This window comes from Sulfurovum sp. MH2-6, assembly GCF_058374785.1.
The window spans coordinates 1090307-1105522 of the sequence record NZ_CM178170.1 but is presented as its reverse complement, the minus strand read 5'-3'; the positions used below and the strand labels follow the sequence as shown (position 1 = coordinate 1105522).

Below are 15216 nucleotides of genomic sequence, written 5' to 3'. Positions count from 1 at the left end.
AATCTTCAAAAGATTAGGGACACGTGTCATCAATACATCCTGATGAAATAGTCCCGATGATCAGTTTAACAATCGCTTCAAAATGTTCTTCAATCTTGGTGTTATCACTGTTTATTTGCATGGCAACAGCTATCTTGAAATCTGGAAAATAGGCCAGCATAGAGTTGTATCCCGGGAAAAACCCGCCATGTCTGAAAGCCGTACCGTATTTTGTTTTGACAATACTGACACCAAGTCCATATCCATATGCCCGTCCTGCAATATCCCTGCCTTTTGTAGGTTTTGAAACAGACTTTAGCATCTCATCAAGATAGGGTTGTTTTATCACCTCCCCTTCAAAGAGTGCTTTTGCCCATCGTACCAAATCTTTTGAATTGCTGACCACACCTCCGCCTGTCCATTCAATAGAAGGATCAAATGTAAAAGTACCGTTATCTAATACTGTGTATGAGGTCCCGAATAGTTTTTGGCTTTTAGGGGCATACCCCTGTGCAATATCCAAAAGTTTTTTCTGGGTTAACGCAGAGGTATGCGTAAGATTCAGTGGCGTGAGAAAACGATTGGTAAGTTCTTCATAATAGGACAACCTGCCAGCTTTTTCAATGATTAAACCTACTAGAATATAGTTCGTATCAGAGTAGTGAAATCCTTCACCGGCTGGGAACAAAGGCTCCCTGTCAAGAACAAATTGCACCAATTCCGTTGGATCGATCCTTGGCCCTTTATTGCCTGAATTGATATGTTCTCTAAAGTAATCCTGAAACTCTCTATTGGCATCAAATAGATGATCAGCCAGTCCGCTACTATGATTTAACAGATGCCTCAATGTAATCATATGATGGTTAGGCAGACGGTTAAACCACGGCTCGTCACCAAGCCACTTGGTTATATTCTCATCCAGGTTGAAAATACCCTCTGAAACCATACTCAATACAACGGCAGAAACAAATGTCTTTCCGATACTTCCTGCAGGCATACGTGACTCAACCGACATAACGGTCTTTTTTTCCATATCTGAAAAGCCTGTTGCAAACGCCATTACTTTTCCATCAGGCAACACGACAGCTACTGTCGCTCCGGGGAAAAGCTCTTCCGTCATTTGAGCTGACCTGTACTGCCTATCCAATTCATCTTGTATAGTTTTAATAAGCTTTTCATGTATTTTTCCGGAAAGGACCTCTGCGAAAAGCGTTCCTGTCAAAAGGCAGATAAGGTATGATATGATAGCAAACCGTTCAATCCAACCATGCCGTTCCTGATTTCTCCATCTACCCATATGACAAGTTCCTTAATGCCCATCGAACGGCTTCAGATTACCGGGAATCACTTTTGTCACTGCATGATCTTTGCTGAACATACGCTTTCGATTGATTATTACCACTATAACAGCTGCCGTGACAAACATGATTGTATCATACGGTGCAGCATCAGGAAAAATCGGGTTGTTCAGTTGCCAGTGAACCAAAAGTGGGAGTAGTATACTCCCGCCTGAAACATTAAAGAGCGGCGTTATCATCACACTTACGGCGATGGAGGCGATAAAAAAAGGCAAAAAAGACCATGCACTCTGTGGCGTTCCGCTTAAATAAAATGCGGGAAGATGCCATATCCCCCAGATAACTCCGAGTATCAGTCCAGCCCAGATCGGTGTAAAATACTGTTGCAGCAGCGGCAGGGCAAACCCGCGCCAGCCAAACTCTTCAACGGGTCCCAAGATAAGCATAAAAGCCAGTGCAGGAAATACTTCATACCAGACGGAAAACGGAAAGGAGTCAGTAAACAGATTGCCTTTCATCGCAGCTCCGGCATAAAATAAAAACGGAATACCGATGAAGATATAGCCATACCAGGCCCAATGAACTCTCCATAATAATAGCCTTGAGAGATAACGACGCAAGCCTTCTACTCCTGCATAATATATTACGAGACTAAAAGCCGCAATAGCGGGAGAATACACAGCAAGTATAAACAGTGGGTTTTGTGCACTCAACTCACCAAATAAAACTGAGATCTGCTGTGGGAAAAGAATCAATAAAGAGATAAGCCCCCAGGAGAGTCCGAAGGTTATCGCCAGATACAGCAGCAATAATCGAATTTTCATGATTTTTATCCTTTATCTCTCTAGACATAATGATCAAAAGAAAACAACAATGTGTGATCAGCCGGTCATTCACTCTTCAAGATCATAATCGACATCCAGAAGTTTTCCTTTCCAGACAAGTTGCAATGCTCCGTGAATATACCAGCCGACTTCACCATACATAGGTATAAGCATACCTGCTTGTTGCTGATAGTCGCTAAAGTGTCCCTCCCAAGGTAACTGTATATATTCACCGTCAATCTTACTAAAACGACCGGGGCTGTATATACCTGTAACTTCTCCTGTCCCATTGAACCGAAACTCGAGTGACACAGTGATTCCCTTATCCGTGATTGTAGCGATTGCTGAGTGATCACTCAGCGGACTCCATTGGACGCCGGATTGCGGCAAAAGATTGGTGGGGAACCAGACTGATTCAGCTAAGTACCGATGCAAGGCACCTGAATTAAGCGCTATTGATCCAGATTCTGAAACAAGAGGAAAAGCAGAGAATAAACTCACCTGTCCTGAACCTATCCCTGAGACATAGCTATCAATCACTTGAAAATGGATGCTTAAGGGCATTGCTATTTTAGCATCCCATATAAAACTGTTTGAAGAGGGCACAACAAGTTGTGATGCGGTAAACGCAGACCAGTTATTCTTCATCGGACTTGCTCTAAGTATACCGGATTGACGCATTCTTACGCTTTTAATCAATCTTTGTCCATCAACCAGTACGTGTTTGAAATAACGTGAAACCGGAAGCGGAAGCTCTGAAAAAGAAGCAAAATCAATGGTATTGGTCTGTGATTGAGGGGTATTACGGATCAGTGATATCTCAAGTTTCTTTAATCTGGTACGTTGATATGCTTGTCCAAGGAAAAGAGCCAAAACAGAGAGTATGGCAATACCGGATATTATTAAAAACCATCTATCCATAGACACCTCTTTCTATTCATAGATACTCACTATAACAATTACCTCTATTTGCTTATTCTGAGCCTGAGTATATCAAAAAGTCTATTCATAATAACATCTATAACTATGATAAGGTTTTCCCTCTTATCTTCTGTCTCTGAACATACATAGTTTCTCATCCCCCTACTCAAACCATATGTCATAGTGACAAATAATCATACATAGTGAAACTTCAAATCACTGATGGTTTGAAATAGTTAAAACCTATCTATTATTTTAAATAATAGTTGAATCTGTTATAATCTAAAGAGAACAGATCAAATGGAGTCTCTAGTATGCAGATAGTGATCATAGGCGGCGGGATATCAGCAGCATATATAGCCAACCGTATCAAAGAGATAGCTATGGAAGCAGACGTGCAGATCATCTCCGATGAGTCTTTGGCCCCCTATGACAGGATACACCTATGCAATCTTGTAAATGAGGAAGATACCCAAAAGGATATCTCTTTGGCACTCCATCCTTCTGTCAAAGTGACGTTGAACCAAAAAGTTGCCCAGATTGACAGAGAGAATAAAAAGGTACGTACTGCCGATCACACCTATGGCTATGATAAGCTGATCATTGCAACTGGGTCCATCCCAAAAACACTTTTTGACATCGAAGATCTTGACAATGCCGGTGTCTTTAGAAGTGCCGATGACTCTCAAAAGATCAAAGAGGGGATCAAAGGTCGTGAAGTGGTTATCGTCGGTTCTGGTCCCCTGGCACTGGAACTGCTTGAAACACTGAATGCGATGGAAGATGCAAAGCATATCACCCTGCTCGTACGTTCAAACAGACTCTATGCCCATTCACTCTCGTCAGAGGCACAAAATGAGATCGAATCAGCCTATCTAAAAAGCGGTAAAGTCCGGATCTCCTATGAGAATGAGATCGTCGACAAAACCATCATAGAGGGTCATATCACACAGTTAAAGACAAAAAAGTTTGAGATCGATGACCCCTATCTTATCTTTGGTGTGGGTATACAACCCAATATCGATTTTTCCAGAGAGTCATTAGAATGTAACCGCGGTATCCTGACCAATGATTTTATGCAGACAAGCGATGAGGATATCTATGCCGTGGGAGAGGCTGCAGAAGTCAAGTCACTAGGCTTCATCGCAGGGCATGTCAAAGAGTGTACACTGCAAGCCGATGTGGCCCTCTCAGACCTCTTTGGAAGCGAGGAGAAGAGATTTAGACCTGAAGTATCTGTAGATATGTTAAAAGTCGGAGAGTTTGATCTCATAGATGTCAGTAGTCCGGAACGTTCCAAAGAGAACGCGTTTGAAAAGATAGTGATGACCTCCCCCAATGACCACAGAGTGGATGAGTACTATATAAAAGATGACAAACTTATACGGTTTATAGGTATCAACTCCAATGTGGATGTAGGTTACCTTGAAGACCTTGTAAGGGATCAAAATCCGATAGATGCCTCCTATCTTTATGAGAACAGAGTCCTTTCAGAGAGAGGAAGACTGATATGCAGCTGTGAACATGTGTATCAAAAAGACCTTGAAGATATCGTACGTATGAGCGGCGTAAGTAACTTTCAGGAGTTGGGAGAGTTTACCCAGGCAGGCCGTGTGTGCGGACGATGTAAAAAAATGGTAGTAGATGTAGTCGAAGCATCACAGGGTCTGATCGATCCGAATATGCCGAAAAAAACGCCAGAAGATCTCAAACGAGAAAAAGAGATAGAACTGGCTAGAAAACGTGTCGAAAAGTTCAACAGACTCCATCCTCAGAACCAGCTTGACAGTGACAACCTCTCCTCTGCCATGGATGCCTACGATATCACCGATCAAGAGATGAACCGATGGGTTTCCATGGTCACAGCAGATATGCAGCTGCACCCTGAGTTTGAAGAGCTGGTAAAAAAAGGCGTAAGAACACTCAACAGAGTGCCGGTGATCTGGCTGGAACTCGCTGACTGTTCAGGGAACTCTGAAGCCTTTATCAAAACTGCTGATCCCAGTATCGCTGATCTTATCTTTGACTATATCTCACTCGATTACCATGAACTGCTTATGAGCAGTGCAGGCGATCAGAGCGAAACCGTTTTGGAGCATATCATCTCCCATCAAAAAGGAGAGTATATCCTGATCGTAGAAGGGGCGATCCCCTTAGGCATGGATGGAAAGTTTTTGCGTATCGGTCCGCAAGGACAAACAGGACTTGAACTTCTGAAACAGTGTGCAGAGGATGCGGCCTTGATTATCTCCGTAGGAGCTTGTGCGTTCGACGGCGGTGTGGTTGCTGCGGCACCCAATCCCACCGGAGCGGTAGGTGTCTCTGAAGCACTTGGACGTGAAGATGTTATCAACCTACCCGGATGCCCTGTCAACCCGATAAATATTGTGGGTACCCTGCTCTACTACCTGATGTTCGAGGAGCTTCCGAAACTTGATAGTTTTCACCGTCCGCTATGGGCCTATGAAGGAAGGATCCATGACAACTGCGAAAGACGGGGGCACTACGAGCTGGGTGAATTTGTCAAAGAGTGGGGAGATGAAGGTGCCAAAAAAGGATGGTGTCTTTTTGAGATGGGATGCAAGGGGCCATACGCCAATGCCAACTGCCCTACGATGAAGTTCAACCAGGGTACAAGCTGGCCTGTCCAAGGCGGGCACGGCTGTATGGGATGTGTAGAGACGAAGTTCTTTGACAGACTGGCAACGGAAAGAAAGGTAGAGGAGGAAAAGTGAAGAAGATCGTCATTGACCCGATCACCCGTATCGAGGGGCATCTGCGTGCAGAGGTCGAGCTAGATGAAAACAATGTAGTCAGAGAAGCCTATGTCAGCGGACAGCTTTTCAGGGGGATTGAGATCATCCTTAAAAACAGGGACCCCAGAGATGCAGGTTTGCTGGCAGGAAGGATTTGCGGTGTCTGTACCAATGTACACTTCCGTGCAGCGATCTCGGCGGTGGAAGATGCCTACGGGATCACGATCCCGGCCAACAGTGAGATCATCAGGGACCTGATGGCATTGGCACTCTTCTTACAGGACCATGTCGTGCATTTTTACCATCTGCATCTTTTGGACTATGTCGATGTCACCAAAGCACTTGAAGCAGATCCGGAGCTCACCTCGGAAATTGCCCAGAACTACTCCTCTGAACCTTACCGTAACTCAGATACACACTATGTAGAGGTCAAAGAGAAGCTCAAAAAGTTTGTAGATGCAGGGAAACTCGGTCTTTTCAGTAACGGGTATTGGGGACATAAAGCCTACAGTCTTACACCTGAAGAGAACCTTCTTTTGTTATCGCACTACCTCGAAGCATTGAAGTTTCAAACCGATATCTCCAAAGCCGTTGCCATTTTCGGAGCGAAAACCCCTCACCCGCAGACGATCGTCGTAGGCGGTGTGACCAGTGTGGCTGACATGATCAACCCCCAAAGGCTCAATACGTTTATTGAGATTCTCAAAGAGTCAAAAGATTTTATTGACAGGGCCTACCTCCCCGATGTCAGATTGATCACCAGGGCCTACAGAGAGGATATCAAGGCAGGTTACGGACGCAATGAAGGCAACTTTCTCTGTGTAGGAGGATTCCCGTTAGATAAAGCGCATCAACTCTTTGAAGCGGGTGTCATTTTCGGACATGAGCTTGAGAGGGTTCATCCTTTTGATGAGAGCAAGGTCACCGAAAATGTAGACCGTGCCTGGTATGAAGGGGATGAGCCGCACTATACGGACCTCAATGAAGACGGGACACTCAAAACCCGGAACAGAGAGGACAAGTACAGCTGGGTCAAAGCACCGCGTTATGAGGGAAAACCGATGGAGTGCGGGCCGCTTGCGAGAGTGCTCGTAAGCTATCAAAAAGGGAACCGATTCATCAGACCCTTTGTGGATGAGTTCCTTGAGGCATGCGGGTTGGAACTGAGCGATCTTACCACCACTGTCGGCAGAAATGCGGCCAGGGCAATAGAGAGTGCCTATATCAGCGAATATATCTTCAAGCTTGTGAACAATCTTATTGAGAATATCAAGTATTATGATACCGATACCTGGAGCAAGTATGCATTTGAAGAGTTGCCGCATCAGGCCAAAGGAAGGGCTTTCTTTGAAGTGCCAAGGGGTGTGCTCAGCCACTTTGTACAGATAAAAGATCAAAAGATTGCCAATTATCAGGTCATTGCCCCGACCACATGGAATGCCTCTCCAAAAGACAGCGAAGATCAACGAGGACCCTATGAAGAAGCACTGATAGGTATCAGACTTGAAGATCCTTCCCAACCTCTCGAAGTCTTACGCGTGCTCCATGCCTTTGACCCGTGCCTGGCCTGCGCGGTACATATCATCGATGCACAAGGCAAAGAGCTAAGCAAATACAAGATAAACTCAATCTGTTCAATCTAAAAAGGAGACTCTTATGTTGAAAACTATTATCGTTCTGTTCTCATTGACCCCACATCTTTTTGCACACGCTGAGGGGCACGATCATTTGCACCTTTTAGGTTTTCTGCACAGCAATGAATTTGCTGTTTTAGTCATTGCAGTCCTGGGAATTTTTATACTCTACAGATATCTGGAGAAAAAAAATGTGTAAAGATTGCGGTTGTTCGGTCACGGAAGCACATCATCACCATCACTCTGATGAAACCTTGCATCATAACCCGCAGCTCAATGACAGCAAGACCATAGATGTCATTACCAAAATCCTGCATAAGAATGATCATGAAGCGGCACACAACAGGGAGCATCTCGACAGACACCATGTAGTGGGTATCAACCTTATGAGCAGTCCCGGCAGCGGCAAGACCTCTCTGCTCGAAGCGATGGCAGGGCTGGCTGATTTTTCCTTTGGTGTGATAGAGGGTGACCTGGAGACGAACAGGGATGCGGAGAGACTGAAAGCCAAAGGGATCGAGGCGTATCAGATACAGACAGGATCAGCCTGTCATCTCGATGCCTTTATGGTGCACAAAGGGCTTCACCATATGGATCTGGACAAAATGGATGTCTGTTTTGTAGAGAATGTGGGGAACCTTGTCTGCCCTGCAAGCTATGATGTGGGAACACACCTGAACATCGTACTGGTCTCCATCCCTGAAGGGGAAGACAAGATCGCCAAATACCCTGTGATGTTCAGAAAAGCGGACCTTATACTCTTTACAAAGACCGATCTTCTACCCTATTTTGAGTACGATATCGAAGCTGAAAAGAGAGCAGCCAGAAGACTTAAACCCAATGTGGATATCCTTGAGGTTACTACGAAAGACCCACAAAGTATCAAACGGGTGATCGAGTGGATAGCGTTCAAACAGAAGTTCAGGAGTTGATATGTGCCTCTCGATCCCTTCTCAGATAACCGAAATCGACTGCAGTCGCAATATAGCAACCGTCGATACCATGGGTGTAGCGCGTGAAGCATCACTCGATCTGATCGATCAGCAGGTAGATGTGGGGGACTATGTGTTGATACATATCGGTTTTGCGATGAATAAGATCGATGAAGCCGATGCACTGCAAAGCCTTGAAGCGTACAGGGAGATCATCGCCGTGATGGAAGCCGAAGAGCCGGAACAGTTTATCGCAGAGAGTGATAGCTCTACCCACCGGAGCGAAGATGGGTAGTCTTGCGTTAAAGGAGCTGTATGAAGGGTTCCGTGATCCAAAAACCATCAGAGCACTGGTGAGAAGCATCGAAACCGAGGCAGAGAAGCTCAAGCGGGATATACATATCATGGAGGTATGCGGAGGCCATACCCATAGCATCGTCAAGTACGGGCTTCACCAGCTTATGCCAAACAACATTCACTTCATACACGGACCGGGATGTCCGGTATGTGTACTGCCCAAAGAGCGCATAGACCATGCCTACAGGCTGGCGATGCAGAGTGATGTGATCTTGGTCACGCTTGGAGACATGATCAAAGTTCCGGGCTCCAAAGGCTCACTGCAGGATGCAAGAGCCAAAGGTGCGGATGTAAGATATCTCTACTCCCCTCTTGATACGCTCAAGATAGCAAAAGAGAACCCTGATAAAAAGATCATCTTTTTTGCGATCGGTTTTGAGACGACTACCCCGATGAGTGCAGCACTGATACAGCATGTCATCGATGAGGGGATTGAAAACATTCTGTTTCATATCAATCATATCAGGGTTCCCGAACCGATGAAAGTGCTCCTGGATGCCAAACGATCAAAGATCGATGCCTTTATCGGTCCCAGCCATGTCAGTGTGATCTCCGGAGCGAACATCTATAAAGCATTTCCCAAAAAGTACCATACACCTGTTGTTGTCGCCGGTTTTGAACCGGTAGATATCCTGGAGGGTATTCTGATGCTGCTAAAGCAGTTCAATGAAAATCGCTGCGGAGTTGAGATCGAGTACAGCAGGAGTGTCACCCCCGAAGGCAACCTTGTGGCACAAAAGCTCATGGATAGATTTTTTGAAAAGCGTACGCATTTCCGCTGGCGCGGGATAGGTGATATCGCTCAGAGTGCACTGCAGCTGAAGAAGGAGTTTGCCTACCTGGATGCAGAAAGGATCTACACTGAACTGCTGCCGAACCGGGAGATAGACGATCACAAACAGTGCATCTGCGGTGACATACTCATGGGAGCGGCAAAGCCCTTGGAATGCAGGCTTTTCGGCAATGCATGTACCCCCTCTTCTCCTCTTGGAAGCTGTATGGTCTCCAGCGAGGGTGCCTGTGCCGCATACTACAGATACGGGAATATGCGATGAAGACGATTGGCTTGGCACACGGCAACGGCGGAGAGGAGAACGGCAGACTTATTGAGGAGCTTTTCTATAGACACTTTCAGAATGAGATCCTGCAACAGGCAGAAGATGCTGCAGTGATAGAACAAGGCTGGCTGGCATTTACGACAGACAGTTTTACCGTTACGCCTCTCTTTTTCAAAGGCGGGGATATAGGCAAACTCAGTATATGCGGGACATGTAATGATCTGGCCATGATGGGTGCGAAACCCAAATACCTTACCTGCGCAGTGATCATCGAAGAGGGATTTGAGATATCAAACCTTGAAAAAATCGTCCTCTCTATGAAATCCGAGCTTGAAAAAAACGGGGCTGTGATCGTGAGCGGAGATACAAAAGTGGTACCCAAAGGGAGTGTCGACAGGATCTTTATCAATACCACCGGCATAGGAGAGATACGCTATAAGGGTATCTCTTCCAACAGGATCAGCCAAAGTGATCTGATCATTGTCTCAAACTCTATCGGCAGACACGGTGCAAGCATATTTTTAGAGCGGGAGGAGATGGAGTTTTCCACTGCACTTGAGAGCGACTGCCAGTCGCTTTGGCCTGTGGTGGAAAAACTGATAGAGGCAGAGATACCTATCAAGGCCATGAGGGATGCTACCAGAGGGGGCGTAGCAGCCGTTCTCAATGAGTGGGCCAAGCAATCCGATATCTGTATAGAAGTGGAGGAGGAGAAGGTACCGATCAGCCGGGAGGTCCAAGGGGTATGCGAGCTGCTGGGCTTTGAACCATTCACTCTGGCCAATGAGGGGACATTTCTCATCGCCGTAGACCCCAAAGATGCCCCAAAGGCCTTGAAGCTCTTGCGTTCTATGGAAGCTTCAAGTATGGCAGAGATCATCGGGGAAGTGACTGCCGGATATCCGCAAAAAGTACTGCTAAAGACACCCTATGGAACCTCAAGGTTCCTGGAGCTGCCCTCAGGGGAACTGCTGCCGAGGATATGCTGATGCATGAATACTCCATCGTCAACTCCCTCATAGAACTGTGTGAAGCAGAGGCCGGCAAACATCAAGCAACAGGTGTCAGCCGGGTCGAAGTAAAGATCGGTGCGTATAGCGGCGTGGAGCCGCACCTTCTTGAAGTAGCCTTTGATACATTTAAAGAGGAGAGCATCTGTAAAAATGCCGATTTTATCATGCATATTCAGCCCCTGAAGGTGAGATGTCTCTCCTGTGGAGATGAGAACGAACTCGATACAGGCCGATACCTATGCCCGCAGTGCGAAAGCACGGATATAGAGGTCATCGATGGCGAGGAGATGTACCTGATGCGTCTGGAACTGGAGTAAATTTGCGTAGTGGTATAAGGGAGAAGGATAGATGAAGAGTATCGTGATCGGGGTCGGCAACACGCTTTTCAAAGATGACGGGATCGGTGTCTATACCGCCTGCTTTCTCAAAAACAACTACGCGTTTTCACCGCACCTTGAGATAGTGGACGGGGGAACGATGGGACTGAACCTGATAGGATACCTTCAGGAATATGATCAGGTGATCATACTGGATACACTCTCCATCGATGACGAACCCGGCAGACTCTACAGGATACCTGCCGAAGAGTTTCACGGTCTTGGGGCACAAAGAAATACGGCCCATGAAGTCGAGCTCATACAGATGCTTGAAGCCGGGGCACTCTATGGTCTCACAGCCAAGGTCACCATCCTGGGCATAGTCCCTGAAGATATCACCTCAGTTTCGATCGGTCTTAGCAGTGCTTTAGAGAAACAGTTTCATCGCTATCTGCAGTTGGTGCTTGGTGAGATCACCTCTTTGGGGATTGAAGCGACACGAACAGAAGAGCGTTCTCTTCAGAGCGTGATTATAGAACTGATGGGAAGCGGTCATAGATGAAAAACTATCATATTACGATCCGGGGTACCGTTCAGGGCGTCGGCTTCCGACCCTTTCTCTACCGTATGGCAAAAAAGCTTCATATCAACGGTAAAATATGGAACTCTGACCAGGGTGTTGAGATGTTCGTTCAAACCTCCCCTCTGAACCTTGAGGAGTTTTTAACACAATTGAAAGCCGATCCCCCTCCTCTTTCACAGATCGATGATCTCCACTGCAGGAGCATGGAAAAAAAGATCGATTTCTCAGAGATAACGATTGGTCATAAGGAGAGAGGAAACGAAACGCTCAATGTGATAACACCGCTTGATACCGGAATGTGTAAAAAATGCGAGAAGGAACTTTTTGATCCTTCAAACAGACGCTATCTCTACCCTTTTATCAACTGTGCGGAGTGTGGGCCGCGCTATACGATACTCAAAGCACTTCCTTATGAGAGAGAACACACTTCGATGAATCGCTTTCCACTATGCAAGAAGTGCCGGGAGGAGTATGAGGATCCCGATAACCGCAGATTTCATGCCCAAGGTATCAGCTGTCCGGAGTGCGGCCCCCGGATCACACTCTATGATCATCACTCAAAGATCTCTGAAGGGGGCAGTAGCATTGATATCATGGTAAAGGCTTTGGAGGAAGGGAAGATCATTGCGATGAAGGGAGTAGGAGGTTTCCATCTTATTTGTGATGCAACCCACACCCGGGCCATAGAAGATTTGCGTAAGAGGAAAAAGAGGCCGTCAAAACCCTTTGCGGTGATGGTCAGAGAGATGCAGGATGCCAAAAAGCTTATAGAGATCAATGCACATGAGGAAGCACTCCTTGGCTCCAGTCAAAAACCTATACTGATCGCCCAGCTTAAAAAGGATGCCAAGCTCAGTACGCAAGTGGCACCGGAACTCAACAGGCTTGGTGTGATGCTTCCCTATACCCCTTTACAGCTGATGCTTTTAGCCCGTTTTGATAAACCGGTTATCGTAACAAGTGCAAATCTCAGTGACTCTCCCCTCTGTTCGACATTTGAGGAGATAAAAAATTACAGTCACTTATGGGATCTTTGCCTTGACCATGACCTGGAAATCCACCACAGATGTGATGATTCGGTCGTGATGAGTGTGGGGAACAAAACAGTGCTCCTAAGGAGTGCCAGGGGATATGCCCCAACCCACTTCAGGCTTCCTTCCGCTGTCAGGAAAAACACCCTCTCAACCGGTGCCAATCAAAAGAATACGATAACGATCTCTTTTAAAGAGCATATGATCATCTCGCCGCATATCGGAGATCTGACCTCAGTTGAGTCTATGGAGCATTTTGAGAAGACACTGCACGCTTTTAACTCTCTCTACCGGTTTGCACCCGACCAAATTGTCACTGATAAACACCCCCGCTATGAGACTACCAAATGGGCGAAAGCACAAAAGTGTGAGATGATCCAGGTGCAGCACCATAAGACACATATCGCCTCAGCGATCTTTGAACATCACCTGAAGGAGGAGGTAATTGGCGTGGCATTTGACGGCAGTGGTTACGGTGATGACGGGGAGATATGGGGCGGGGAGTTCTTTCGGGGTATGGGAGATGACTTTAAAAGGATCGGTCACTTTAGATACTTTAAACTGCTTGGAGGTGAGCGTGCCATCAAAGAACCACGCAGGATCGCCCTCTCCTTGCTTTTTTCACTCTACGGCAAAGATGCCATACAGCTCAAAAACCCTACCACTGCTGCCTTCAGCCACAGTGAAATGGAAACCCTCTATCTGCTTTATGAGAAAGGGATCAATGCACCGCTAAGCAGTTCCGTGGGCAGACTCTTCGATGCGATAGCAAGTATGACAGGCATCCGCCAGAAGATCAGCTATGAAGGGGAAAGCGGTCTGCGTATGGAATCCCTCTATGATGCAAACATCACCCAGAGCTATCCTTTTGAAGTCATTAACGGTGAAATCGACTGGTCGATGATGATCAAAGGAGTAGTGGAAGAGGAGAATCAAACTCAGGCTGTTTCAAAATTTTTCAATACCTTGGTTGAGATCGTCTGTTACTTCTATGAACGGGAGAAGTTGAAAGTGGTGGTCGGCGGAGGGGTATTCCAGAACAAAACACTGCTTGGGCTCCTTTCCGGAAAAATAGAGGATCTCTTTTGGAATGAAAAAGTCCCTCTCAATGACGGTGGTGTGAGTATGGGGCAGCTTGCACTCGTATTAGAGAAAGGATAAAAGTATACTTTGTCATCCCTCCGTAAAACTCCTCGTTATCCTTTTAAATAGCGTTTCATTTCATTGCCCCATTAAGCCATAGAGAGTATAATATCCCTATGAAAAACCTCAAAAATGCACTACTTCTCAAACATCTCTATCAGTTAAAAGATCTTGGTCACCGTTACACCGATCTGACCATATTCAAGGAAGATCCCTCTGACCTTATGTTGCCAAATTCAATGGAAGCGCTCAAGAAGCAGGCCCTCAACTGTCACCTGTGCGAACTGAGTAAAAGCAGAACAAAAGTGGTCTTTGGTGAAGGCAATGAGAATGCCGATATCCTGTTTGTCGGTGAAGGACCCGGTGCCAGTGAAGATACGCAGGGGAAACCGTTCGTAGGTAAATCCGGAGAGCTGCTTACCAAGATGATAGAAAATGTACTCAACATCCCAAGATCGGAAGTCTATATCGCCAATATCGTCAAATGCCGTCCACCGGGCAACCGTGTACCTACTGCAACAGAGGCACATACCTGCAGACCCTACCTCTTCAAACAGATCGAACTGATCAAGCCAAAACTGGTTGTCACTTTGGGGGCTACGGCCTACCACTACCTTACGGATGATTCCACACCGATCAGCCAGATCAGAGGAGTGGTCAACCAACAAAAAGAGTATATGATCATACCGACCTTTCACCCCAGTTATCTGCTGAGAAATCCCAGTGCTAAAAAAGAGGTCTTTGAAGATCTCAAAAAGATAAAAACGCTCATCTCATAACGCTATGCTTGCTATAAATGATAGATGAAATAAAAATAGAGAGAAAATGAGAGTGTGAAGCGATTCGGACTGCAGATAGCAGTCCGTAAAAAAGATTATTGTGCGAGAATGATCGAGTTTGCTTTGATCAATGCGTAGACAGTATCTCCTGCCTTCACTTCCAACTCATCCTCAGCATCTTTCGTGATGATAGATGTCAGCATGTGATCACCCATCTTCAGTTTCAGTTCAGAATTTACCATCCCATTGACAACTTCATCTACCGTTGTCTCCAAAATATTTCTTGTACTGATTTTACCCGGCTTCTCTTTAGAAACAATCACAAACGATGCTTTAATGATCGCATAAGCGCTGTCACCTACAGTGAGCCCCATATCATCTTTGGCATCATTGGTGATGATTGCTGTCAATTTTGCTTCAGCCCCGAGATCGATGACTACTTCTGTATTGACTTGACCGCTTTTGATTTCTGTGATAGTACCCTGAAGTTGATTACGTGCACTTGTTTTCATAAGTTCCCCTTTATCTTATAATGTTTATAAAAATTTTTATTTATAAACGTTATATTATGGCACTTCATTGCTTACAAAT

The 15216-nt window shown here is 45.9% G+C and carries 15 protein-coding genes; 11 read left to right on the top strand and 4 right to left on the bottom strand.

The annotated features are described in order from the left end of the window. Nucleotides 1-13 precede the first annotated feature (13 nt). The 3 genes from AC4JOV_RS05600 to AC4JOV_RS05590 all read right to left on the bottom strand — a co-directional run bounded on the left by AC4JOV_RS05600 (nt 14) and on the right by AC4JOV_RS05590 (nt 3022). On the bottom strand, nt 14-1276 hold the full coding sequence (locus AC4JOV_RS05600; RefSeq protein ID WP_229936127.1) for a serine hydrolase domain-containing protein: 1263 nt from the start codon (nt 1274-1276) through the stop codon (nt 14-16). Between the two features lie 12 nt (nt 1277-1288). Beyond that, nucleotides 1289-2101: a CPBP family intramembrane glutamic endopeptidase gene (locus tag AC4JOV_RS05595; RefSeq protein WP_229936128.1), complete on the bottom strand. Its 813-nt coding sequence runs from the start codon at nt 2099-2101 to the stop codon at nt 1289-1291. A gap of 69 nt (nt 2102-2170) precedes the next feature. Continuing rightward, nucleotides 2171-3022, bottom strand: a complete 852-nt coding sequence (locus AC4JOV_RS05590; RefSeq protein WP_229936129.1) for a DUF6920 family protein — start codon at nt 3020-3022, stop codon at nt 2171-2173. 314 nt (nt 3023-3336) lie between these two features. Here AC4JOV_RS05590 and AC4JOV_RS05585 point away from each other — a divergent pair, with 314 nt between their 5' ends. From AC4JOV_RS05585 to AC4JOV_RS05535, 11 genes are all read left to right on the top strand, one after another. Further along, nucleotides 3337-5757, top strand: coding sequence for a hydrogenase small subunit (locus AC4JOV_RS05585; RefSeq protein WP_229936130.1), 2421 nt, complete (start codon nt 3337-3339; stop codon nt 5755-5757). Next, entirely contained in the window at nt 5754-7421 is a 1668-nt protein-coding gene (locus tag AC4JOV_RS05580; protein ID WP_229936131.1) for a nickel-dependent hydrogenase large subunit, read from the top strand. Before AC4JOV_RS05585 ends, AC4JOV_RS05580 begins: the two co-directional genes overlap by 4 nt. A gap of 13 nt (nt 7422-7434) precedes the next feature. Beyond that, entirely contained in the window at nt 7435-7611 is a 177-nt protein-coding gene (locus AC4JOV_RS05575; RefSeq protein ID WP_229936132.1) for a hypothetical protein, read from the top strand. After that, nucleotides 7604-8344, top strand: coding sequence for a hydrogenase nickel incorporation protein HypB (gene hypB, locus AC4JOV_RS05570; RefSeq protein ID WP_229936133.1), 741 nt, complete (start codon nt 7604-7606; stop codon nt 8342-8344). The genes AC4JOV_RS05575 and hypB overlap by 8 nt, the downstream gene beginning before the upstream one ends. A 1-nt stretch (nt 8345) precedes the next feature. Next, nucleotides 8346-8639 (top strand): HypC/HybG/HupF family hydrogenase formation chaperone, encoded by a 294-nt coding sequence (locus AC4JOV_RS05565; protein ID WP_229936134.1) that lies wholly within the window; start codon nt 8346-8348, stop codon nt 8637-8639. After that, nucleotides 8632-9756: a hydrogenase formation protein HypD gene (gene hypD, locus AC4JOV_RS05560; RefSeq protein ID WP_229936135.1), complete on the top strand. Its 1125-nt coding sequence runs from the start codon at nt 8632-8634 to the stop codon at nt 9754-9756. The genes AC4JOV_RS05565 and hypD overlap by 8 nt, the downstream gene beginning before the upstream one ends. Then, the gene (gene hypE / locus AC4JOV_RS05555) at nt 9753-10748 is read left to right on the top strand and encodes a hydrogenase expression/formation protein HypE (protein ID WP_229936136.1); all 996 of its coding nucleotides are present in this window, start codon (nt 9753-9755) and stop codon (nt 10746-10748) included. The genes hypD and hypE overlap by 4 nt, the downstream gene beginning before the upstream one ends. Then, nucleotides 10748-11089: a hydrogenase/urease nickel incorporation protein HypA gene (hypA, locus tag AC4JOV_RS05550; protein ID WP_229936137.1), complete on the top strand. Its 342-nt coding sequence runs from the start codon at nt 10748-10750 to the stop codon at nt 11087-11089. The genes hypE and hypA overlap by 1 nt, the downstream gene beginning before the upstream one ends. Before the next feature lie 31 nt (nt 11090-11120). After that, entirely contained in the window at nt 11121-11651 is a 531-nt protein-coding gene (locus AC4JOV_RS05545) for a HyaD/HybD family hydrogenase maturation endopeptidase (RefSeq protein WP_229936138.1), read from the top strand. After that, nucleotides 11648-13864 carry a carbamoyltransferase HypF gene (gene hypF / locus AC4JOV_RS05540; protein ID WP_229936139.1) on the top strand — a complete coding sequence of 739 codons (2217 nt, stop codon included), beginning with the start codon at nt 11648-11650 and terminating at the stop codon, nt 13862-13864. Before AC4JOV_RS05545 ends, hypF begins: the two co-directional genes overlap by 4 nt. A gap of 98 nt (nt 13865-13962) precedes the next feature. Then, nucleotides 13963-14625, top strand: coding sequence for a uracil-DNA glycosylase (locus AC4JOV_RS05535; RefSeq protein ID WP_229936140.1), 663 nt, complete (start codon nt 13963-13965; stop codon nt 14623-14625). 95 nt (nt 14626-14720) lie between these two features. Here the strand turns inward: AC4JOV_RS05535 and AC4JOV_RS05530 are convergent, their stop codons facing one another. After that, complete coding sequence (locus AC4JOV_RS05530) at nt 14721-15137, bottom strand: TOBE domain-containing protein (RefSeq protein WP_229936141.1); 417 nt, start codon at nt 15135-15137, stop codon at nt 14721-14723. Nucleotides 15138-15216: the final 79 nt, after the last annotated feature.